The 21,250-nt window shown below is 32.5% G+C and carries 21 protein-coding genes and 1 pseudogene; 19 read left to right on the top strand and 3 right to left on the bottom strand.

What is annotated here, in order from left to right; all coding sequences use genetic code 11:
* The 5 genes and pseudogenes from OIU83_RS23195 to OIU83_RS23175 form a co-directional block, all read left to right on the top strand.
* Window positions 1–385: pseudogene (locus OIU83_RS23195) on the top strand (DUF2345 domain-containing protein); the annotation flags it as partial.
* Between the two features lie 9 nt (window positions 386–394).
* Complete coding sequence (locus OIU83_RS23190; protein ID WP_264208651.1) at window positions 395–571, top strand: hypothetical protein; 177 nt, start codon at window positions 395–397, stop codon at window positions 569–571.
* Between the two features lie 52 nt (window positions 572–623).
* The gene (locus OIU83_RS23185) at window positions 624–1,649 is read left to right on the top strand and encodes a DUF2931 family protein (RefSeq protein ID WP_264208650.1); all 1,026 of its coding nucleotides are present in this window, start codon (window positions 624–626) and stop codon (window positions 1,647–1,649) included.
* A gap of 115 nt (window positions 1,650–1,764) precedes the next feature.
* Window positions 1,765–2,853, top strand: a complete 1,089-nt coding sequence (locus OIU83_RS23180; RefSeq protein WP_264208649.1) for a DUF2931 family protein — start codon at window positions 1,765–1,767, stop codon at window positions 2,851–2,853.
* Between the two features lie 5 nt (window positions 2,854–2,858).
* Window positions 2,859–4,229: a T6SS phospholipase effector Tle1-like catalytic domain-containing protein gene (locus OIU83_RS23175; RefSeq protein ID WP_264208648.1), complete on the top strand. Its 1,371-nt coding sequence runs from the start codon at window positions 2,859–2,861 to the stop codon at window positions 4,227–4,229.
* Between the two features lie 117 nt (window positions 4,230–4,346).
* Here the strand turns inward: OIU83_RS23175 and OIU83_RS23170 are convergent, their stop codons facing one another.
* The 3 genes from OIU83_RS23170 to OIU83_RS23160 form a co-directional block, all read right to left on the bottom strand.
* Window positions 4,347–5,297: an ABC transporter ATP-binding protein gene (locus OIU83_RS23170; RefSeq protein ID WP_264208647.1), complete on the bottom strand. Its 951-nt coding sequence runs from the start codon at window positions 5,295–5,297 to the stop codon at window positions 4,347–4,349.
* A gap of 135 nt (window positions 5,298–5,432) precedes the next feature.
* Window positions 5,433–6,122 carry an OmpA family protein gene (locus tag OIU83_RS23165; protein WP_264208646.1) on the bottom strand — a complete coding sequence of 230 codons (690 nt, stop codon included), beginning with the start codon at window positions 6,120–6,122 and terminating at the stop codon, window positions 5,433–5,435.
* A 27-nt stretch (window positions 6,123–6,149) separates the two neighbouring features.
* On the bottom strand, window positions 6,150–6,653 hold the full coding sequence (locus OIU83_RS23160; RefSeq protein WP_264208645.1) for a lipocalin family protein: 504 nt from the start codon (window positions 6,651–6,653) through the stop codon (window positions 6,150–6,152).
* Window positions 6,654–6,836: 183 nt separating this feature from the next.
* On the opposite strand from OIU83_RS23160, the gene htpG reads away from it, so the two are divergent.
* From htpG to OIU83_RS23090, 14 genes are all read left to right on the top strand, one after another.
* On the top strand, window positions 6,837–8,720 hold the full coding sequence (gene htpG, locus OIU83_RS23155; protein ID WP_264208644.1) for a molecular chaperone HtpG: 1,884 nt from the start codon (window positions 6,837–6,839) through the stop codon (window positions 8,718–8,720).
* 203 nt (window positions 8,721–8,923) lie between these two features.
* On the top strand, window positions 8,924–9,277 hold the full coding sequence (locus OIU83_RS23150; RefSeq protein WP_264208643.1) for a hypothetical protein: 354 nt from the start codon (window positions 8,924–8,926) through the stop codon (window positions 9,275–9,277).
* Window positions 9,274–10,578: a hypothetical protein gene (locus OIU83_RS23145; RefSeq protein WP_264208642.1), complete on the top strand. Its 1,305-nt coding sequence runs from the start codon at window positions 9,274–9,276 to the stop codon at window positions 10,576–10,578. Before OIU83_RS23150 ends, OIU83_RS23145 begins: the two co-directional genes overlap by 4 nt.
* Before the next feature lie 54 nt (window positions 10,579–10,632).
* Complete coding sequence (locus tag OIU83_RS23140; protein ID WP_264208641.1) at window positions 10,633–11,829, top strand: hypothetical protein; 1,197 nt, start codon at window positions 10,633–10,635, stop codon at window positions 11,827–11,829.
* A gap of 60 nt (window positions 11,830–11,889) precedes the next feature.
* The gene (locus OIU83_RS23135) at window positions 11,890–13,095 is read left to right on the top strand and encodes a lipase/acyltransferase domain-containing protein (protein ID WP_264208640.1); all 1,206 of its coding nucleotides are present in this window, start codon (window positions 11,890–11,892) and stop codon (window positions 13,093–13,095) included.
* Between the two features lie 176 nt (window positions 13,096–13,271).
* A complete protein-coding gene (locus OIU83_RS23130) occupies window positions 13,272–14,168 on the top strand; it encodes an EamA family transporter (RefSeq protein WP_264208639.1) in 897 nt (298 codons plus the stop codon).
* A gap of 84 nt (window positions 14,169–14,252) precedes the next feature.
* Window positions 14,253–14,609: a DoxX family protein gene (locus OIU83_RS23125; RefSeq protein ID WP_264208638.1), complete on the top strand. Its 357-nt coding sequence runs from the start codon at window positions 14,253–14,255 to the stop codon at window positions 14,607–14,609.
* 30 nt (window positions 14,610–14,639) lie between these two features.
* Complete coding sequence (gene aqpZ, locus OIU83_RS23120; protein ID WP_264208637.1) at window positions 14,640–15,347, top strand: aquaporin Z; 708 nt, start codon at window positions 14,640–14,642, stop codon at window positions 15,345–15,347.
* 43 nt (window positions 15,348–15,390) lie between these two features.
* Complete coding sequence (locus OIU83_RS23115) at window positions 15,391–15,633, top strand: GlsB/YeaQ/YmgE family stress response membrane protein (RefSeq protein ID WP_264208636.1); 243 nt, start codon at window positions 15,391–15,393, stop codon at window positions 15,631–15,633.
* Window positions 15,634–15,840: 207 nt separating this feature from the next.
* The gene (locus OIU83_RS23110; protein ID WP_264208635.1) at window positions 15,841–16,668 is read left to right on the top strand and encodes a sterol desaturase family protein; all 828 of its coding nucleotides are present in this window, start codon (window positions 15,841–15,843) and stop codon (window positions 16,666–16,668) included.
* 122 nt (window positions 16,669–16,790) lie between these two features.
* Complete coding sequence (locus tag OIU83_RS23105) at window positions 16,791–17,069, top strand: TIGR03643 family protein (protein ID WP_264208634.1); 279 nt, start codon at window positions 16,791–16,793, stop codon at window positions 17,067–17,069.
* Window positions 17,070–17,184: 115 nt separating this feature from the next.
* A complete protein-coding gene (locus OIU83_RS23100) occupies window positions 17,185–19,047 on the top strand; it encodes a M61 family metallopeptidase (RefSeq protein WP_264208633.1) in 1,863 nt (620 codons plus the stop codon).
* Between the two features lie 121 nt (window positions 19,048–19,168).
* Entirely contained in the window at window positions 19,169–19,879 is a 711-nt protein-coding gene (locus OIU83_RS23095; RefSeq protein WP_264208632.1) for a DUF4369 domain-containing protein, read from the top strand.
* A 237-nt stretch (window positions 19,880–20,116) separates the two neighbouring features.
* On the top strand, window positions 20,117–21,250 hold a 1,134-nt coding region (locus OIU83_RS23090), incomplete at its 3' end, for a hydroxymethylglutaryl-CoA reductase (RefSeq protein ID WP_264208631.1).

The following is a 21,250-nucleotide window of genomic DNA, read 5'->3' as shown; positions in this document are numbered from 1 at the left end:
CCCAAGCGGGAATGAAATTCATCTGGATGAAAAGAACAAAAACATGAACTTTACGTCTCCCGAAACGGTCACTTTTAATTGCAAAAATTTTATAATAAATGCCTCAGAGGGGATTACTTATAATGCAGGAACAGATATAGTTATTATCGCTGATAGAAATATAACACAAAGAGCTGAAAATGACATTAATATAAGTGCTGCAGGAAACATTAATGAACATTCTAATAATAGAGCCGAAATTATAGATAAGAATTTTAAAAGAAATTCTGATATTTCCAATGAAGTAGCATCCGAAGTTACTATTTTCAGTCATACCGAAAATATGACGTTACAAAGTGGTAAAGAAATCAAATTAAACAGCACAGAAAAAACAAACTTTTTCTAAAAAATAATTATGATGGGAATTACAAAAAAAGCAAAAAATATAACGATAACCGTTGACAAAGACTATATGTTAATAACTGGAGGAAAGTTAGAAAAAATAGCCACTACTATAAATATAGAAGCGACAAAAGAAAACTTAGTTTTAAACTGTAATAAAAAAATAGTAGTTCATGGAAATAAAGAATAATATAAAAAAGATTGGTTTAATACTACTCATGAGTATAACAATATCTTCATGTATGGAAAAAAAATTTAATTGGTCAGTCGAGATTTCTACACCACAAGAATTTCCAGTACAAATATATAGAGGTCATCTAGGTAAGCGCTTTTTGGGTACAACCGTACTTAATTCAACAAGCTGGGGAGGTGGCATAAAAATTTCTAAGAGACAAGCTTATAATATTCCAGAAACTTTAGATATAACTTGGCTCTCGTTAATAGAACAAAAGTTTTATACAGGCAAATGGACATTACCTAAAGATAAAATAAAGCAACTTTTTGAAAGAGGTTTTGAATACAATAAAGATAGCTATATACCTGGTTTTAAACCTACTTATAATAAAATTGACTATACTGTAATTCAAATCGGGCTTGCTCCTAAAGGCGTTGTAGTTGTATGGCTCATAGGTGGGCAAAATATGCAAGTAGAAATCGGTAGATTTCAAGCACATCAAACTACAATAGACCCAAAAAAAATATCTGACAACACACAATTTATGTTTAAGAAAGACTTTATAAACGAGATGTTGTCTAATCCTGAAATTATGACTCCCGAAATAACAGAAAAAATAAGACAGGTTGGTTACCCATTATTTACAGTTTATGATGCCTACAGGGAGAAATACCATTGGAAACCAAAAGTCATTTTACCAAAAGGTTCTCAAACATATAACATAGATGTAAAAATGTGTAATGGAGAAAAAGAAACAACAACATATACTTCAACTTTAAACAAAGACTATAAAGCAATACCGTATCTTTTTAAAATAATATGGAAAGATAAAGAAGGGAAACGATTTGTAAGCAAAATTGTATTTATAAAGAATCAAGAATATTGGAAAGAATATCTTGATATTTGGAATGAAGAGCTTCCCCTAGATTTTGATAAAAATGAAATCAGAAGTCTATTTAAAAATAAAATAAATAAAAATACTCCATCCGAAATAGTAATAAAAATAGATAATGAGCATGTATCCGATTTCTATCTAGAACAAGCAGACAAACAATATCCAATCACAGAATTCAGCCAAGATACTGAAAGTTAGTAAAAGTATGAGTATGTATTCCGTAGTACATTCTATTAAAAAAGAAACAAAAAAATTAGAATTAACATTGTTTTTTTGATGAATCTATAGATAGTTTAAAGCAATAGAAGCTCTTATGAAAGATAAAAAAATAAAATTAGGTTTAATACTACTCTTAACTGTAACAATAACATCATGTATGGGAAAAAAGAAATTTGATTGGAAAGCAGATACTTCGGCACCTATGGAATATCCAATAGAAGTATTTGAAGGTTCACTTGGCGGGTACTATTTTAGTGAGATGGGAGGGTTTTCTCATTCTGGCTGGGGCAGTAGAGGTGGTGGAATGTCAGAGGTACATGAAGAAGCACCTGAAATTTTAAAGATGACTTGGTTATCCTTGGCAGAAGGAAAGTTTTATACAGGTAATTGGGTATTACCCCAAGAGAAAATGCAGCAACTCTTTGAAGAAGGTTTTTATAATGGCCCACCAGATCGACACTCTACTTATACTGATATAACAATCGGTCTTGCCCCAAAAGGGGTTGTCGTGGTATGGATGACTGGCGTTGGATTACAAGTAGAGATAGGTAGGTATCAAGCACACGAGACTACCATAGACCCAAAGAATGTGTATGAAAATGCCAAATATATGTTTAAAGAAGGGCAAACAACAATAAGCTTGGCAGGTAGTGACAATATGATTTCAGGTCTAAAAGAAAAAATAATAACCAATGGTCGTCCCGATGTTACTGTTTATGATACTTACAGAGAAAAATACCTATGGAAGCCTAAAGTTATTTTACCAGAGGGTTCCGTTATTACCACCTTGTATATCAAAGCATGCAATGGAGAAAAAGAAGATCGATTCGAAAAGCCGATTGAATTAAAACAAAGGGCAATACCGTATTATTACGAAATAGTTTGGAACGATAAAAACGGACAGCGATATGTTTCCAGAATTGCTTTTACAAGAAACCAAAAATATTGGGCAGATGCACTTGTAGGAAAAGGAAACGGTGAGGAACTTCCCTTAGATTTCGATAAAAATGAAATAAGAGGAATATTTAAAACTAAAATAGATAAAAATATTCCTGCCGAAATGGTTATTAAAATCGACCCTACAAAAGACAATGACAATGAATGGGTAACAGATTTTTATCTGCAACAAACTGGGAAACAATATCCTCTAAAAGAAATCAATCAGGATTCTGGTAAATATTAATTAGCATGAGTATAGTATTTGGGGATTATACCCCACCTAAAAAAGAAACAAAAAAATTCGAATTAACATTAGGTGTTTTTTTTGATGGCACCGATAATAATAAAAATAATACCGATGCCAAAGAATTGTATGGCAAATGGATTAAAGGAGAAAAACTGACCGATAAAGAAATTGTCTCGGCAAGAGCTTATGAAAAAAACGGTGAAAAAAAACCACAAAGCAGTTATCATAACGATTGGTCAAATGTAGCAAGACTTTGGGATTGCTATCCTAAATTATCAAGCGTTTATGTAGATGGTATTGGTACCGAAACGGAGAAATCGGATGCTCTTTTGGGCGCAGGATTCGGCTCTGGAGATACAGGAATACATGGCAAAGTATTAGAAGGCTGTCAGAAATTAGCAGAACTAGTAGGAAACAGTAAAAAGATAACCATAGACACTCTTTATATTGATGTATTTGGTTTTAGTCGAGGGGCTGCTGCTGCACGTGTTTTTATTAGTCAAATCAATGAAAAAGGAGCTCATAAACCAATGACTAAATGGCAATACAAGCGAAGCTGTTTTGGATATTATCTACAAAAAAAAGAGATTACAGTAAGGTTAATAAAAATTAGGTTTTTAGGACTGTTTGACACCGTTTCTTCTTATTCTCAAAACGTTACACTTTCACCTGATTTTAAGAACGACTTAGAGGATTTAAAATTAAACAATATTCAATCAGTGAAAAATGTAGTCCATTTTACGGCAATGGATGAGCATCGGGAAAATTTCGGTCTTACCAATACCAACCCAGATACCGAAAAGATGTTTCCAGGGGTCCACTCGGATATTGGCGGAAGTTATACTGATGGGGTTGAAATTGTCAAGATAATTGATTCTGGAAGTAAGGATGACATGAAAACATTAAGCGAAAAGCTTATCAATGAGTTTTGGTACATTAAGGAGCAACTTCAAATTAGCACCTTTTTTCCTCATGATCTTAAAGGAGAAAGAAAAATAAAGAAAACATATAGCTATATCCCATTACATCTGATGGCAGAATGGGCAATATCAAAAGATGTACCTTTTGATAAAATTTTGGTAGAAAACAAGAAATACACAATCTTAAATGACGCTACATTAATCCAAGTTAAAGCTCGATTACATAAATACGTTTTTGGAAATGCTAAGCCTTATTCTTATAAATGGTATGGAGATATTCATAAAAAATACCAAGGAGTACAAGAAGATCAAAAAGCATATAAAGACTATCAACAAGAATTAACCGAACAAAAATATTTACGAATGTTAAGGCATCAATATTTACATTGGTCAGCTGATAAAGGGAGCATCGGTATGAAACCTTCTCCAAATAGAAAAAGAGAAACGTATTAAAATAGATTTACAAGATGCAATAGTATCGCAGGAGACGTTTACAAAACCAGTACCGTATTAATAACAAAAGTAAACCCCGATAAATTTTAAAATCTATCGGGGTTTACTTTTGCTTTTTTATAAGTAATTTAAACTTAGAAATATTTCCTGCTCGAGGGGCAAATCAATTTCACTTTCAAAAAACACCAATTGTCTTTTATAAACCGTTTCGATTAAATAGTGGTTTCCTCTAAAATAAGTTCTCCTAATTTTTACTGGTAAGTTTGATTCGGGAACCATTTTAAATTGATGTGGATATACCAGAGTTTTATGATTTTCATCTTCAAAAGGAAGTAATAAATGAGTAGGAACTTCATTTACCTCTCCAAATAGAGAAGCTACATAACGAGTTTCTGGATCTTCGTATATTTTTGTTGGATTATCTTTAGCAAGAACTTCTCCATTTCGCATTACAATCACTTCATCTGCAAATGATAAAGCATCTGTACTATCGTGTGTTGCGATAATACAAGTAATCTCTTTTTGTTTTAGATATCTAAATAAATTTCGACGTAAAGCATTTTTACGAAAAGCATCTATTTGGCTAAAAGGTTCATCCAGTAAAATTACTTCCGGCTCCAAAGCCAAAACTCTTACCAAGGCCACTCTTTGCTGTTGTCCTCCACTTAATAACTTAGCTTTAACATTAGAAAATTGCTCCATTTCGACCATCTCTAATAATTCCTGAACACGGAGTTTTTTCATATTAGCAAAACCGTTCGAAAGAAACTTCCCAACATTTTCGGCAACTGTTTCAAAAGGAGACAAATCAAAATCCTGTGCCAAATATTTCATATAAGGCATTCCGGGAATCAAATTATTTTTAGGACCAAAAATGGGCTTTTCATTATAAAAAATCTTGCCTTCATCCAGATCATACAACCCATACATTAATTTAAGAAGTGTACTTTTCCCACAGCCACTCTCGCCAATAATAGCAATGTTTTCGCCTTTATTTATTGTAAAAGAAACATCTTTTATAACAGGCTTATCGGTATAAGAAAAAGAGATATTTTGAACTTGAAGCATTGGCTGGCATTGATAATTTAAGGATGCAAAGATAGTTGCTTTACTAAAAATAACTTCGAGAAAATTATTAAATTATATACAAAAAAAGCTGCTTCAACAGAAACAGCTTTTGATTTATTCGTTAAGATGAAATGCTTATTTACCAGCTTTTGCATCGTTTACCATTTTGTCATTTGCAGTAATAGCAAATTCAACACGACGGTTTTGTGCTCTTCCTTCTGGAGTATCATTTGTTGCAATTGGATCAGCAATTCCTAAACCTGAAGTTTTGAAACGAGTAGATTTTAATCCTTTTGAAACTAAATATGCTTGTACAGAAGCAGCTCTTTGTCCTGAAAGTGTCAAGTTATATTCTGGTTTCCCCGTATTATCTGTATAACCAAAAATTTGAATATCAGTATCTCCGTACTCATTAAATACAGGAACTAATTTATCTAAATTTGCTTTTGCCTGAGGAGTCAAAGTTGATTTATTAGTATCAAAACGAACAGAATTTTCATTTAAAGTTAAATGAATACCTTCTCCTACTCTTTCTACAGAAGCACCTGGTAAAGCCTGATCAATTTCACGGGCTTGTTTGTCCATTTTATTTCCAATAAGAGCACCAGTTCCACCACCTACAGCAGCACCAATAGCAGCACCTAATGCAGCGTTTCCACCACGTCCTAAATTATTTCCTAAAATACCACCAATAAGACCACCGGCAACTACTCCAATTCCCGCTCCTTTTTGGGTATTATTTGCATTTTTTACTGAATCGCAACTTGTAAAGAAACTTACTAATACAAGTAAAGTACTCAACCCTAAAACTGTTATCTTTTTCATGTGTTTATATTTATATATTATTTAATATTAATTAGCTCTTTGAAATTGGTACACTACATCCTTAACTTGTCCACCAACATTAATATTATCAATTAATTGAAATGAATTATCAGTCAAACCACCAACTTTTAATAAATACCCATCTCTTACTTTTTTTGCTTTTATACCAGCATCAAGAATCTTAAGTACAAACATGCCTTGATTATTGATACTCCACATAATTGGAGAAGAAAAACCAGTACAATTCGATGCTGTTAAAGCCATCGATCCTTTGTTATTATTTGAAATAAAATTCCAAGTACTACCAATAAAACATTTAGAATCTGCAAGATCAAATGAATTTACTTTAATATACTCTGAACCTGGATAAGAAACATTGGTTAAAACCCAATTTCCTTTAATTGCTACTTGAGTCGACTTGTCAAGTTTAGTTGAAAGCGGTTCAGCTCCATTAGATGTGGTTGCTGTCGAGGCTGATTTGCATGCAAAAACCGATATGGCTATTATGCATATTAAAATAATTTTTCTCATTTTTTTAGCAAATTTAAAATTAATACTCCTACAAAGATACAATGCAAAAAAATTAAATTTGTTTAAAAATTATTTTTTTTTCTTGCAGAATTAACACCTGCGACAATTTGTCACCCTATTTACAATTGGTATCTTATTTGAAGAATCTGAAAAGCATAATGTTAAACTTAAATATTAAAAAATATGACAACAGGTAAAATTAATGTTTCGGTAGAAAACATATTTCCCTTAATAAAGAAATTCCTATACAGCGATCACGAAATTTTCTTGCGTGAGTTGATTTCTAACGGAACCGATGCTACTCTAAAATTAAAACACCTAACAAGTATTGGTGAGGCCAAAGTAGAATATGGCAACCCAATTATTGAAATTAAAATTGACAAAGAAGGTAAAAAAATTCACATTATCGACCAAGGTCTGGGAATGACTGCCGACGAAGTTGAAAAATACATCAACCAAGTTGCTTTTTCTGGTGCCGAAGAATTTTTGGACAAATATAAAGACTCTGCTAAAGATTCTGGAATCATTGGCCATTTTGGTCTTGGTTTTTACTCGGCTTTTATGGTTGCCGAAAAAGTGGAAATCTTCACAAAATCATACAAAGATGAGCCAGCTGCACATTGGACATGTGATGGTAGCCCAGAATTCACTTTGGAACCAGCAGACAAAACGACACGTGGAACTGAAATAGTTTTACATATTGCCGAAGATTCTCTTGAATTTTTAGAAGATTCTAAAATTCATGAGTTATTGAATAAGTATAACAAGTTCATGCCTATTCCTATTAAATTCGGAACTAGAACAGAAACTCTTCCTAAACCAGAAGATGCTCCTGAAGATTATGTAAACGAAACTATTGAGGTAGACAATATCATCAATAACCCAAATCCAGCTTGGACTAAACAACCAACTGAATTATCTGAAGAAGACTACAAAAGTTTCTACCGTGAATTGTATCCAATGCAATTTGAAGATCCATTATTCAATATCCACTTAAATGTTGATTATCCGTTTAACCTAACAGGAATTTTATATTTCCCAAAATTAGGTTCGGATATGCAAATTCAGAAAGACAAAATTCAATTGTACCAAAATCAGGTTTATGTAACTGATAACGTAGAAGGAATTGTTCCTGAGTTTTTGACAATGTTAAAAGGAGTTATCGATTCTCCAGACATTCCGTTAAACGTTTCTCGTTCTGGTTTACAAGCGGATGGTGCTGTTAAGAAAATATCAAACTACATTACTCGTAAAGTAGCTGATAAATTAAAAGCATTATTTAATGAAAACCGTGCAGATTTCGAATCAAAATGGAACGACATTAAAATCGTTTTAGAGTACGGAATGCTTTCTGAAGACAAATTTTACGAAAAAGCAGGTGCATTTGTTTTGTATCCAACTGTTGATAACACTTATTTCACTCTTGAAGAATTAAAAGAGAAATTAAAAGAAAATCAAACCGATAAAGACGGAAAATTGGTAGTTCTTTATGCTGGAAACAAAGATGCACAACACTCTTATATTGAAACAGCAAAAGAAAAAGGATACGAAGTATTGCTTTTAGATTCTCCTATTATCTCGCATTTAATTCAGAAAATAGAAGGTGACAATAAAGATGTAACTTTCGTACGTGTCGATTCTGATCATATTGATAACTTAATCAAGAAAGACGAAAACACGGTTTCTAAATTATCTGATGAAGAAAAAGAAACTTTAAAAACATCATTAGAAGCTTATATCCCAAAAGCATATAGTGTACAACTAGAAGCTTTGGATAGTCAAGCTGCTCCGTTTATCATTACGCAACCGGAATTTATGCGTAGAATGAAAGAAATGAGTCAGTCTGGTGGTTCTGGAATGTTCGGAATGGGTAATATGCCTGAGATGTACAACTTGGTAGTAAACACAAATTCTGAGTTAGCTACTAATATCTTGAACACCGAAGATAAATCGCATCAAGAACATTTAGTAAAACAAGCATTAGACTTGGCTAAATTATCTCAAAACCTATTAAAAGGAGAAGCATTAACTGCTTTTGTAAAAAGAAGTTTTGAAATGATTAAGTAAAATATACTTATTGGCTATTAAATAGCCATACATTCAAGAGCCCTGTAAGTTTAACTTACAGGGCTTTTTGCATTAAACAACAAAAAATATCAACTTTTTAAACAACTTATCTTAAAAAAAAGTAGTTCTTTCTATTTTTTAACACAACCTATTTACATAAATTTAACCCGCTTTTAACCCGTTTTCAATAACAGCAGAACACTATGAGGAAAATCTACCGCTATGAAAAATTGTCATACTCGGCACCAATTGATGAAGAGATTCAATTTGAAATAAAATTTATATCTGATGGTAATATAGGCCATACTGTGATTAACATTCCCGGGGACAACGATCCCGAAATCGCAAATTCAGGAAAATGCAGTTTAGGAAAAATACAATCACTTACGTCCGACAAAACGGTAACGGTCTCGGATATTGCCAATCCGATACCTCAGGAGAACACTATAACTATAGAATACTACATCAATAACAAATTACTGGCAAAGCACTCCAATCCAAAAAGTGAAACAGATCGCCCTTATGTAATTTTGTCCATTAAATTTTCTGTAAAATGAAAAAATGGATTCTAATTAGCGCCATTTTTTACATTGGAACAATCCATTCTCAAAAAAAAATAGACGCCCTTACAACTCCTACTTCACCTGCCGCTTCGATCTTAGGAATGCAACCCAGCGCCATACTTCAGTCAAAATCATATCGAGCTTTAGAAGCTGCACTTTTTACTAATTTTAGTAATGAAAATGGAAATAGCATACTGCCTAATGATTTTGGACTTGAGTTTATGCCCTATTGGGCAAACGATCACGGCATAAGTCTAGAGGAATACCTTTATCCTAAAACAGACTTAAAACAAATTCTTCGAAATTCTTCTCTTTCTTTAGCATCTACTCAAAATTTCATGCTACAAGACAGCACAAATACTAAAAGTCTTGCTTTTGGCTATCGCACTTCTTTATATTTTGGAAATAGCAGAGACAAAGAAATCATTCAAAAACATATTGAATCCCTTAGCCAAAACCAGCGCGTGGGATCTAAAATTATTTCCGAACTTACTGAGCTTGCAGATAAATTTAAACTCAAAACCAAAAGAGAATATCTAACCGCAATTCATGATAAACTTACCGATCGTATTTATCAGGTACTCGATAAAAAATCAATGAAAGAAGCCGAGGAAATAACCAAAAATATCTATGACGCTACGGATGCTCTTCCTTTTGATGAAAATAATATCGATTCTTTTTTAATTTCTTTCTCAGAATTAATCGAGAACAAAATGATGGGGAGCTATGAAGAATTTAAATCCTACATTCTTACGAGACAAGGCTTGAATATTGATCTGGCTTATGCTATATCTTTAAACTTCCCTACTAATGAATTTAAATACTCCGATGTACCACGTCAATCCTTTTGGATAACACCATCTTATAAATTTTCTGATAAGTTTAATTTCTTAAAAGCAACTGGTGTACTACGATATGAATGGTATAATAAAAAATACTTCGAAAATTATTTCCCCGACACCAAAGTATATAAAAACAATTTTGATTATGGATTAGCTTTCCTAGGACAATTCAAGAAATTCTCAATAGCCCTTGAAGCAACTGCCAGACAAAGTCATTCATTATTAGCCGCAGGCACCGATTCTTTGGGCAATACATTATATACTAAGGAAAACTCATCCGATTTTCAATACATAAGCACATTTAGCTACAGACTTACAGAACAGGTTGCTCTAACCTATCAAATCGGGAGTTCTTTTAAACCTATCTTCAACAACAACGGAACACTGGTATCGCTTCTTTCATTAAATTTTGGTTTTGGCGGTCCCAATGTAACAGATATAACTTCAAAATAAGTTTAGAAATTAATACTTAAACTACATCCGATGATCTAAATCATCATAAACAATATGGCAAAAACAGGAATATACATTACAGGACTCGGACAATCTATACACAATGAAACGGTCGAAAAATATACCGAAAGACTTAGAAACGAATTAAGTTTTACAAAAACAGGGATTAACTATTTTCTAAAAACCGAAAAGATTTTTTATCAGCCAGACAAAGACAGTACGGTTGTAAGTCTTTTTAAAAAAGACAAAAATGGTAATGAGGAATTAGTTTACAAAATATATGATTTCCAATATCATAAAATCTTAACCGAAAAATTTGAACACTATAATATATTCATAAAGAATTTGATTTTGTTTAGTTTGATAATAAAAAAAACACCTCATATTATCTTAAGAATATTTAGCAAAAACGGATTCAGTAGACCTTACCAAACTACTTATGCATTTTCTATTCTTCTGGTAATTTCATTATGTGTTCTTTTTTTAATCCCGGCTTGTATAGATTTAATGACCAACGAAAGCATCATTAAAAACATTTCAAAGCTTCTTTACCACTTTGGCTATGATATTGATATAGAAAAGATACAGGATGTTGGAAAATATGTGCTTTCAATAACTACTTTAATTCTTTTATTTGCTCCGCAATCCAAAACAATAATAACTTCATTGGCAACTGAGTTTTCCTGTGTAGACAATTATATCATGAATGGAGGACAAAGCCAGATTATGCTGGGAAATCTTGACTCTCTTGTAGAGTATATAGCCGAAAATGAACCCGACCCCGAAATTCATTTTCATTGTTACAGTTTTGGAAGCATCTTGGCAATGGATCTACTTTTCCCTGTGGCTCAAATTCCGCCATCTGATAATATTCAAAAACTAACCAAACTCCTTATAACCACAGGAAATCCATTTGAATTTATTAATGCTTATTATCCTTCTTTCTATGACAACAGATATCCAATAATGAAGGATACCTTAAAATGGATGAATATTTATTCTACTTCTGATGTTTTCGCTACAAATTTCCGAAAAGATGATAAACATGGAGAAGCAGAATTTAGCATAAAAGACATTGAACTTTTACCCGAAAATATCAATTATGAAATCACATCTGCCAAAAAGGGTGTTTTTGCTTTCTTCTCATTAAATAGCATAAGAATGCACAAATGTTATTGGGATCAAAATACAATAGGACAAAGTTGTATTAAGGTATTATTACCTAAAATGAGAAATAAAAACTTTATATAACATAAAGGTCTTCTAAGTTTTTAAAATAAACATTAATTTAGAAGTCTAATAACCAACCACATGAAACCAATCATCTTCATCCCAGGAATCCAAGCCACAAGTCTTGTTAACAGCAATACTTTCGATTTTAATTATATCTGGAATGCATACGACACTTTGGGATCCTCTATTGGTTCTTCTATTTTTGGGGCATATATTAATGAAAACCTACAATTCAACCCTTTGTACGACCAAGGCATTGAAACAATAATTGAGCGAAATCATATTGCTAAATTCCCGTATGAAAATTCTATTTTAAAATTAAAAAATAAACTTAACAAGACTAGAGCCTATAAAAACACTCCGGTTTTTTTATTTGGATATGATTGGCGCATGTCGAACATGGAAAGCGCCAAACGTTTAAAAATTTATATCGAATACCTTAAACATAAACTTCAAGATCAAGATATCGAAGGATTCCGTTTTATCACTCATAGTATGGGAGGATTGGTCTTGAGTTGCTATTTGAATTTATTAGAAGATGATTTTTCTGGAATAGATAAAATAATAATGAATGCTCCGCCATTTTTAGGATCTCCATATGCTTTGGTTCACATGGTAAAAGGAGATGGCGGATTACGAAGTATATTGAATTGGGCAATAGGAAGAAATGAAGACATGCGAAAAGTTATCCGGACTTATCCCGGCGTATACGAATTACTCCCAGCTTATAAAAATGCCTTAGTATATAACGATGACAACCTACCTCTTAATCTCTTAGAAAAAAAGTATTGGCAAGATAATATCTATCGTGATATCGAACTTCTATTTGATTCCAGATTGGCTCTATTAAAAGAATTTCGTTCTCCATCTGGATTAAAAAACTTAGCAGATTTGCCAAAAAAATTAAAAGACAGAATGGTAATTATCGTGGGAGAAGATGACGAAACATTTACCAACATCAAAGTTGATAAGAAAGGAAATAACCGTATTACAAATTTAATTGATTTGAATTCGCTTAATAGCGGAAAAGATTCTGGCGACGGAACTGTTCCTTTTAAAAGTTCTTCTATTTACGCAAGTGAAATCAAAACATTGGCTGTAAAAAAAGAAAACTTCTTTGATGAGATAAGCAACAATCTCGATTTTCATGGGTTATTTCTAAATGACAGTCGTGTACAAAACATCATTCAACGTTATTTTTTAACCGAAGATGCCGATCCTAAACTTACTGGACTTAAAAATTGGTGGGATACTCCTAATGGGAGCGTTCGGAAAGTAGAGTAACCTCTCCATTACGGATAAACTACAAATAACTCGTCTTTTGGACATTTTTAATAAAATCATCTAGCGAAACAATCTCCTAAATAAAGTATTCGAATTAAAAGCATTTTTTTAATTACGCACTAAAGCCTATCTTTGCAAGCTTTATTTTTAAAAACAGAAGCAGTAAATTACATAAAATGATAAAAAATAACGTATTAAAGGGAGTTTTCCTGGTAGCATTTGGAGCAACAAGTTATGGCATGTTGGCCACTTTTGTAAAAATGGCTTATGATGAAGGGTTCACCACAGCAGAAGTAACTACATCTCAATTTATATTAGGAATAATTGGAATCCTAATCATCAATGCTTTCCAAAAAGCAAAACATAAAAATGAAGTTGTAAATGCAACTCCCAAAAACATTGCTCAATTAATGACAGCAGGAACCTCATTAGGAATGACGAGCCTATTTTATTACCTGGCTGTAAAATATATTCCCGTATCTATTGGAATTGTTTTATTGATGCAAACTGTTTGGATGGGCGTATTACTAGAAATGATCTTAGAAAAAAAACTTCCTTCTAAACAAAAAGTAGTTGCCGTAATCATTGTTCTAGTAGGAACAGTTCTAGCTACTAATATTACTCAAAATGAGATCCAATTGGATTGGCGCGGACTTGTATGGGGATGTTTGGCTGCGGCTTCATTTACCACAACTATGTTTACTGCTAACAGGGTTGCTACCGAAATTTCATCGGCGCAACGTAGTTTGTATATGCTTTTAGGTGGTGCTGTGATTGTATTTTCATTTGCTATAGCAACACAAACAACACCATTTAACTTTGAAATTTTTGCAAAATGGGGAATTATCCTTGCTCTTTTTGGCACAATCATACCTCCAATGCTTATGAACATAGGCTTTCCTCTTACAGGAATTGGATTAGGAAGTATTGTTTCGGCACTAGAACTTCCGGTATCAGTAATGATGGCTTATATGTTATTAAACGAACAAGTTATATTCTTACAATGGGTTGGAATAATTTTAATCATACTAGCTATCATTATCATGAACTTAAACTTCAAGAATAAAAATTAAGCAATTAAAAATACTTGTTAAAAATATTTATGATATTAGCTTAAAATTACAAATATTTTTATAAATTCGTAATAAATTACTATTATGAATTTACCTTGGCATATATATCTAATGGCTTCGCTTTATATTATTGCAGGGATAAATCATTTTAGAAACCCCGGGATGTATCTAAAAATCATTCCTCCTTATTTTTCAAATCCAAAATTATTAAATATTTTAAGCGGTGTCGCTGAGATTATACTAGGGTTACTCCTATTAATCTCAGCGACATCGCATTTTGCTGCATGGGGAATTATAGCACTACTAATTGCTGTTTTTCCAACGCATATTTATATGTATCAGAATAAAAAAGCAAGTTTTGGTTTGCCTCGATGGGTTTTAATATTACGAATGCCTTTTCAACTTGTGTTGATTTATTGGGCATATCAATATACTTTTTAACATTTAAATATTAATTAAAAACTTTTTATCATGAAAAAACTTTTTGCTGAATTTTTCGGAACATATTGGCTAGTATTTGGAGGTTGCGGAAGTGCCATTTTCGCAGCAGGAATTCCAGATTTAGGAATCGGATTTGCCGGTGTAGCACTAGCTTTTGGTTTAACAGTTTTAACAATGGCATATGCCGTAGGACATATTTCGGGAGGGCATTTTAATCCAGCCGTTTCGTTTGGGCTTTGGGCAGGAGGAAGATTCCCTGCAAAAGACTTAATTCCATATATTATTGCTCAATGTGTTGGAGCAATTGCTGCAGCAGGTACTTTGTTTACGATCGCATCAGGAAAAGCTGGTTTTGCAATTGATAATACTAAAGCAGGAGCTTTTGCATCAAATGGGTTTGGTGCATTTTCTCCAGAAGGATACTCTTTACAATCTGCTTTTATAGCTGAGTTTGTACTAACTTTATTTTTCTTATTAATCATACTTGGAGCAACTGATAAATTTGCAAACGGAAGATTTGCCGGAATTGCAATAGGTTTAGGATTAACCTTGATCCATTTAATAAGCATCCCAATCACAAATACATCTGTAAACCCTGCAAGATCATTATCACAGGCAATTTTTGTAGGTGGTGAGCCATTATCTCAAGTCTGGTTGTTTTGGGTTGCACCAATCCTTGGAGCAGTTGTAGCGGGTTTTATATATAAAACATTGCTACAAAATCATGATCCTGCATAAATTAATTCTTAAAATCGATTATTAATCCCTTAAACTTTAAAATATGGAATTTTTGTATTTCTTACTTATTGGAGCGGTTTCTGGTTGGCTTGCAGGTCAGATATGGAAAGGCGCGGGTTTTGGACTTCTAGGCAACATTGTTGTCGGAATAATTGGTGGACTTATAGGCGGATGGATTGCTGGAAAACTAGGTATTGGAGGTGGTGGTTTACTTTGGCAAATTATAATTGCTGTAGGAGGCGCCTGGGTTCTACTATTTATTATTAGCTTGATAAAAAAGGCATAACACCCGAATTTTTTATTTGTTTTGATCATTATAAATTTTAAACAAATAATAATTATTTTATATCACAAGGAGATAAAAAGAAGTAGCAATACTTTGTTTTTATCTCCTTTTTTTGAAAAATATCCTAAAAAAGAACCAAAACACACTTTTGATAATAACTTTAATTTATAACATCAAAATCGTTAAATTTGAATAAATACTTTAATCATGAACGAAATTGTTTCTTATTTCAGCACTATTCCTTCTTCACACAGAAGTTTAATTCTCGTGGGCGGAATAACCATCTTTTGGATGATAGAAAATACATTTCCTCTTTTTAAATTTAATTACAAAAAATGGAATCATGCAGGAATCAACTTTTTCCTGACATTCACTACAATCATCATCAATTTCGTATTAGCTTTTATTCTTTTAAGAACTGCCGATTGGACAATCGAAAATCATTTTGGAATTCTACAATGGATTCCTGAAATTCCTTTATGGCTTTATACAATTATCGGATTACTACTGTTGGATTTAATTGGCGCATATTTAGCACATTTTACAGAACATAAAATTAAATTTTTGTGGCGTTTTCACCTTATTCACCATACCGATACTTGGATTGACACAACTAGCGGCAACCGACATCATCCCGGAGAAAGCATAATTCGTTTTATCTTTACAACTTTCGGAGTTTTAATCGTAGGCAGCCCAATGTGGATGGTGTTTTTATACCAAACACTATCTGTAATATCAACTCAATTTACTCATGCTAATATTTCTTTACCAAATAAGGTCGATACTTTCTTAAGTTACCTTATCGTTTCCCCAAACATGCACAAAGTACACCATCATTATGCCCTACCCTATACAGATAGTAATTATGGAAATATATTCTCTATTTGGGATCGTATTTTCGGAACATTTACAACACTCCCAAAAGAGAATATTATTTACGGAATAGACACACATATGAACCCGAAAGAGCATAATAATTTGAAAAATCTATTACAAATTCCGTTTCAAAAACCACGTTCACCAAAAAACGATTAAAAACCTTAAAAAAAACCTACCATAAGCAACGAAGTAATTATTTTTTTTATTAATATTGATATCTAAATTGAAAATCAATCTATTATTAATCATTAACCCCTATTTGAATTAATTTTCACGTGATGAAAAAGAGTAACCGTAAAGAATTGAACTGGGAACAAACAGAGAAACTTGTTTCATTGGCCCTTGAAGAGAAAAATCCTTTTGAAATTATCAAAAAAGAATTTGGACTGGCTGAAAAGGAGGTTTTAGAAATTATGAAAAAGAAAATGCCTGCAGAGAAATTTGAGATGTGGAAGAAAAAGGCGACTGCGAACAAACCTAAACCTAAACCAGTTAAAATAGATGATTTTGATGAAGATTTAGATGGAAAATACTACATAAAGAATAAATTGGATTAACCATAAAACTCCTGAAAAACAGGAGTTTTTTTTTTATACCAATAAATAAAACCGCACTGAATTTGTAACTATTTTCAGCTTATAAAGACCTATTACAAAAATAAACCAATAAATAATGAAAAAAATAATAGTTACATTGGCATTGGCAGCTGTTTTTTTAGGCTGTAAAACAGGTAGCACTTCGAGTAGCCCATCTGTAAAACAAGAAGTTGGAGTTAATATCAATCTTAATGACGTAAAAGACGATAAAGTTCTTGTTACCGTTACAGCTCCTAAAATTAATACAGACGAAGTTACATATAGCATCCCAAAAACAGTTCCCGGCACTTACTCCGAGGATAATTACGGTAAATATATCGAAGATCTAAAAGCTTACGACGCTAAGGGAAATCTTTTGGCAGTAAAAAAATTAGACCTAAATACTTGGTCAATTACTGATGCAAAAAAATTAAAAACAATCACTTATTTAGTTAACGATACTTTTGATACCGAAAAAGGAACCGGTTTTGGTAACGACGATGTCTTTTCACCAGCAGGAACCAATATCGATGCAGGCGTTAATTTCATGATAAATACACATGGCTTTGTAGGGTATTTTCAAGACAAGCTAGACATTCCTTATAAAGTTACAATTGCACATCCTGCAACACTTTGGGGCGCAACATCTATGACAGATGAAGACGCAAGCGACACTAGTGATGTATTTACAACCTCTCATTATGCCGTTTTGGTCGAAAATCCAATTATGTATTCTAAACCAGACCATACCTCATTTGATGTAAACGGAATGGAAATACAAATAGCAGTATACTCTCCTACAGGAAAATTTACAGCAGAAAGTATTACTCCTGAGATGAAAACAATAATGACTGCTCAGAAAAACTTTTTAGGAAAAATAAATTCGACTAAAAAATATACTGTTTTATTGTACTTATCATCAATGAAACCAGATGATGCACATGGATTTGGAGCACTAGAACACCCTACTGCAACAACAGTTGTTTTACCTGAGATGATGCCAAAAGACGAATTGATCAAATCTATGAAAGACGTCGTTTCTCATGAATTTTTTCATATTGTAACTCCATTAACCATTCACTCAAAAGAAATCCAATATTTTGACTATAATGCTCCTAAAATGTCTGAGCATTTATGGATGTATGAAGGTGTTACTGAATACTTTGCAAACCTTTTCCAAATTAATCAAGGCTTAATCGACGAGCCCGAATTTTACTCTCGTATTGCAGAAAAAATTGAACACGCAAAAGCATTGAATGATACTATGTCATTTACAAAAATGAGTGCCAATGTATTAGTACAACCATACAAAGACCAATATTTGAATGTATATGAAAAAGGAGCACTTATTGGTATGTGTATCGATATCATCATTAGAGAAAAAAGCAATGGCGAAAGAGGTATTCTAGACTTAATGCACAAACTATCTGACGAATACGGGGTTACAAAACCATTTAATGACAATGAGCTTTTTGCAAAAATCACTCAATTAACGTACCCTGAAGTTGGTGCTTTCCTAGACACTTATGTTGCAGGAACAACACCAATACCTTATGATACTTATCTAGCCAAAGTAGGCGTTACCAAAACTGTAGAAAAAGTTCCTGCAGCTGTGTTCTTAAAAGGTCAGACACCATATATAACAATAAACCCAGAGTCTAAACAAATCATGGTTATCCCAGAAATAGAATTAAATACTTTTTACAAAAGTCTTTATTTAAGAGGAGGTGATTACATTCTATCGATAAATGACAAACCATACTCGTTAACCAACATCTATGATTTGATAACCGAAAGTCAAACATGGAAAGAAAATGCACCTATAACAATTAAGATAAAACGTAACGGAAAAGACCTCACATTAAAAGGCGCTGTAAAACTTCCTTACGAAGAAAAGGATTCTTTTAAAGCTACAGATAATTCAAAACAAGCACTTAGAAATGCTTGGTTAAAAGGATAATATCAAATTAAAATGCAAAAATCCCAATTTAGAAATAGATTGGGATTTTTTTTATAAATTAAAAGTTGGGCAACGCTTTTTTAAAACTATTTTCTTTATTTTGCAGCAAAATCTATAAACAATGAAAAAAATTATTATTGCATTCGTTACCCTTATTCTTTTAGCTTCATGTAACAAAAACGAATCAAAAGACAATTTAGATATTACCGGTAACATAAAAGGATTAAAAAAAGGAACATTATATATTCAAAGAGTTGTTGATACCTCACTAGTAGTTATCGACAGTATTAAAATCGATGGAAATTCTGCTTTTGAAACCAATATTGAATTGAAATCACCAGAAATGCTATATCTATTCCTTGATCGTGGAGTAAGCAATTCGCTAGATAACAACTTATTATTTTTTGCTGAACCAGGTAACATTAACATCGACACAAATTTAGACACTTACCTTTCTAGCGCTAAAATTACCGGATCTAAAAATCAGGAGTTATATGAGGATTACCGAAAAATAAATTCTCGTTTTAATGACGATAACCTCAACTTGATTGAGTTAAGATTTAAAGCAATGAAAAGCAATAATCAAAAAACACTAGATAGTATAAATGAGAAACAAGACTCTAATATTAAGAGAAAATATTTATACGCTACAAACTTTGCCATCAACAACAAAGATCACGAAATAGCCCCTTACATAGCTTTATCGGAGATATACGATATCAATATTAAATACCTGGATACAATACAAAAATCAATGACTCCAAAAGTAGCGCAATCTCTTTATGGTAAAAAACTAACAGAATACATTGCTAAGATAAAGAAACAACAATAAAAAAATCATATAGCGCTAAAAATCAAAACAATACGATTTTAAATAACTTTTATCACATCTACACTAATCCTGTTTTTTATTAAAACAGGATTTTTTTGTGTCTTTTTTTTAATTATTTTTTTTTTAAATATTAAACATTTGATAATTAGATAATTCTATAAAAATAAATCACAAACATAAATTCTATATCGCTGATTTTAAATAACTTAGACTCGTAATTTTAAAAAAAATAATCTTATGAAAAATCCTCCAAGCAATATCAGTCGTGCAAAGTATGATTTTATTGATTCATCGGTTATTGAAAAACTAGAATCTTACAATCACAACTTTAGCCAAGAATTAGAAAAAATACCCACTCAAGACCCCTACTCTTTAAACGGTCAAAAACTACGTTTAAATTTCATTCGAAAGGAATTAAAAACAAATGTTGATTATTTATCCGGAAAAAAGGTATTCGACAATAACGAACATTTAAAAGGCAATATCGAAAACTACATAGGAATGAGCCAAATTCCCACAGGAATTATCGGACCATTAATAATAAACGGAAGCTCGACTCAAGGAAATTTCTATATTCCACTAGCGACCACCGAAGGAACCCTACTTGCTTCTTTCAACAGAGGAGCAAAAGCCTGTAAGGAATCCGGAGCTATCACCGTAATTACACTACAAGAAGGCGTACAAAGAACACCAACTTTTAAATTTAAAAATTTAATTGATTTAGGAAAATTTGTAGCATGGGTACTTGAACATAAAGAAACTTTTTCCATATTAACCCGAGAAACCAGTAATTATGCTATTTTAAATGATGTAGGAATAAATATAGAAGGAAATATTCTCATTATAAGATTCGAATATACTTCTGGCGATGCATCCGGCCAAAATATGGTTACAATCTGTACCGATAAAATCTGCAAATACATCCTAAGCAACTGCCCAATCGAGCCTGTATTCTGGACAATCGAAGGAAATACGTCAGGAGACAAAAAAGCAACATCATTAACAACAAGAGTCCGAGGAAGGAAAATAACCGCCGAAATCACGTTAAAAAGAGGTATTATTGAATCCGTATTAAAGACAACTCCAGAACTATTGCAGCAACAATGGAAAATAAGCACTTCTGGTAGCCTAAAAGGCGGTAGCATTGGTACTGGTATGCATCCTGCAAATGCTCTTGCCGCTTTGTTTATAGCCTGTGGACAAGATGTAGGCTGCACAGGCGAAGCATCTACTGCTATTACAAGAATGGAAATCGATGAAAATGGAGATTTATATTGCGCTATCACAATGCCAAACATAATAGTAGGAACTGTTGGCGGCGGAACTTCATTCCCTACTCAAAAGGAATGCCTGGAATTAATAGGATGTTAT

Origin of the sequence: Flavobacterium shii, from assembly GCF_025847235.1 — a bacterium.
Lineage (GTDB): Bacteria > Bacteroidota > Bacteroidia > Flavobacteriales > Flavobacteriaceae > Flavobacterium > Flavobacterium shii.
This window is presented reverse-complemented; position numbering and strand designations above follow the sequence as displayed.

Coding starts and splice junctions, on each gene's coding strand:
- OIU83_RS23130 (WP_264208639.1), top strand. CDS start 13,272: ATGATAAAAAATAACGTATTAAAGGGAGTTTTCCTGGTAGCATTTGGA.
- OIU83_RS23100 (WP_264208633.1), top strand. CDS start 17,185: ATGAAAAAAATAATAGTTACATTGGCATTGGCAGCTGTTTTTTTAGGC.
- OIU83_RS23190 (WP_264208651.1), top strand. CDS start 395: ATGATGGGAATTACAAAAAAAGCAAAAAATATAACGATAACCGTTGAC.
- OIU83_RS23150 (WP_264208643.1), top strand. CDS start 8,924: ATGAGGAAAATCTACCGCTATGAAAAATTGTCATACTCGGCACCAATT.
- htpG (WP_264208644.1), top strand. CDS start 6,837: ATGACAACAGGTAAAATTAATGTTTCGGTAGAAAACATATTTCCCTTA.
- OIU83_RS23180 (WP_264208649.1), top strand. CDS start 1,765: ATGAAAGATAAAAAAATAAAATTAGGTTTAATACTACTCTTAACTGTA.
- OIU83_RS23115 (WP_264208636.1), top strand. CDS start 15,391: ATGGAATTTTTGTATTTCTTACTTATTGGAGCGGTTTCTGGTTGGCTT.
- OIU83_RS23135 (WP_264208640.1), top strand. CDS start 11,890: ATGAAACCAATCATCTTCATCCCAGGAATCCAAGCCACAAGTCTTGTT.
- OIU83_RS23095 (WP_264208632.1), top strand. CDS start 19,169: ATGAAAAAAATTATTATTGCATTCGTTACCCTTATTCTTTTAGCTTCA.
- OIU83_RS23105 (WP_264208634.1), top strand. CDS start 16,791: ATGAAAAAGAGTAACCGTAAAGAATTGAACTGGGAACAAACAGAGAAA.
- OIU83_RS23170 (WP_264208647.1), bottom strand. CDS start 5,297: ATGCTTCAAGTTCAAAATATCTCTTTTTCTTATACCGATAAGCCTGTT.
- OIU83_RS23140 (WP_264208641.1), top strand. CDS start 10,633: ATGGCAAAAACAGGAATATACATTACAGGACTCGGACAATCTATACAC.
- OIU83_RS23165 (WP_264208646.1), bottom strand. CDS start 6,122: ATGAAAAAGATAACAGTTTTAGGGTTGAGTACTTTACTTGTATTAGTA.
- OIU83_RS23175 (WP_264208648.1), top strand. CDS start 2,859: ATGAGTATAGTATTTGGGGATTATACCCCACCTAAAAAAGAAACAAAA.
- OIU83_RS23125 (WP_264208638.1), top strand. CDS start 14,253: ATGAATTTACCTTGGCATATATATCTAATGGCTTCGCTTTATATTATT.
- aqpZ (WP_264208637.1), top strand. CDS start 14,640: ATGAAAAAACTTTTTGCTGAATTTTTCGGAACATATTGGCTAGTATTT.
- OIU83_RS23185 (WP_264208650.1), top strand. CDS start 624: ATGGAAAAAAAATTTAATTGGTCAGTCGAGATTTCTACACCACAAGAA.
- OIU83_RS23160 (WP_264208645.1), bottom strand. CDS start 6,653: ATGAGAAAAATTATTTTAATATGCATAATAGCCATATCGGTTTTTGCA.
- OIU83_RS23110 (WP_264208635.1), top strand. CDS start 15,841: ATGAACGAAATTGTTTCTTATTTCAGCACTATTCCTTCTTCACACAGA.
- OIU83_RS23145 (WP_264208642.1), top strand. CDS start 9,274: ATGAAAAAATGGATTCTAATTAGCGCCATTTTTTACATTGGAACAATC.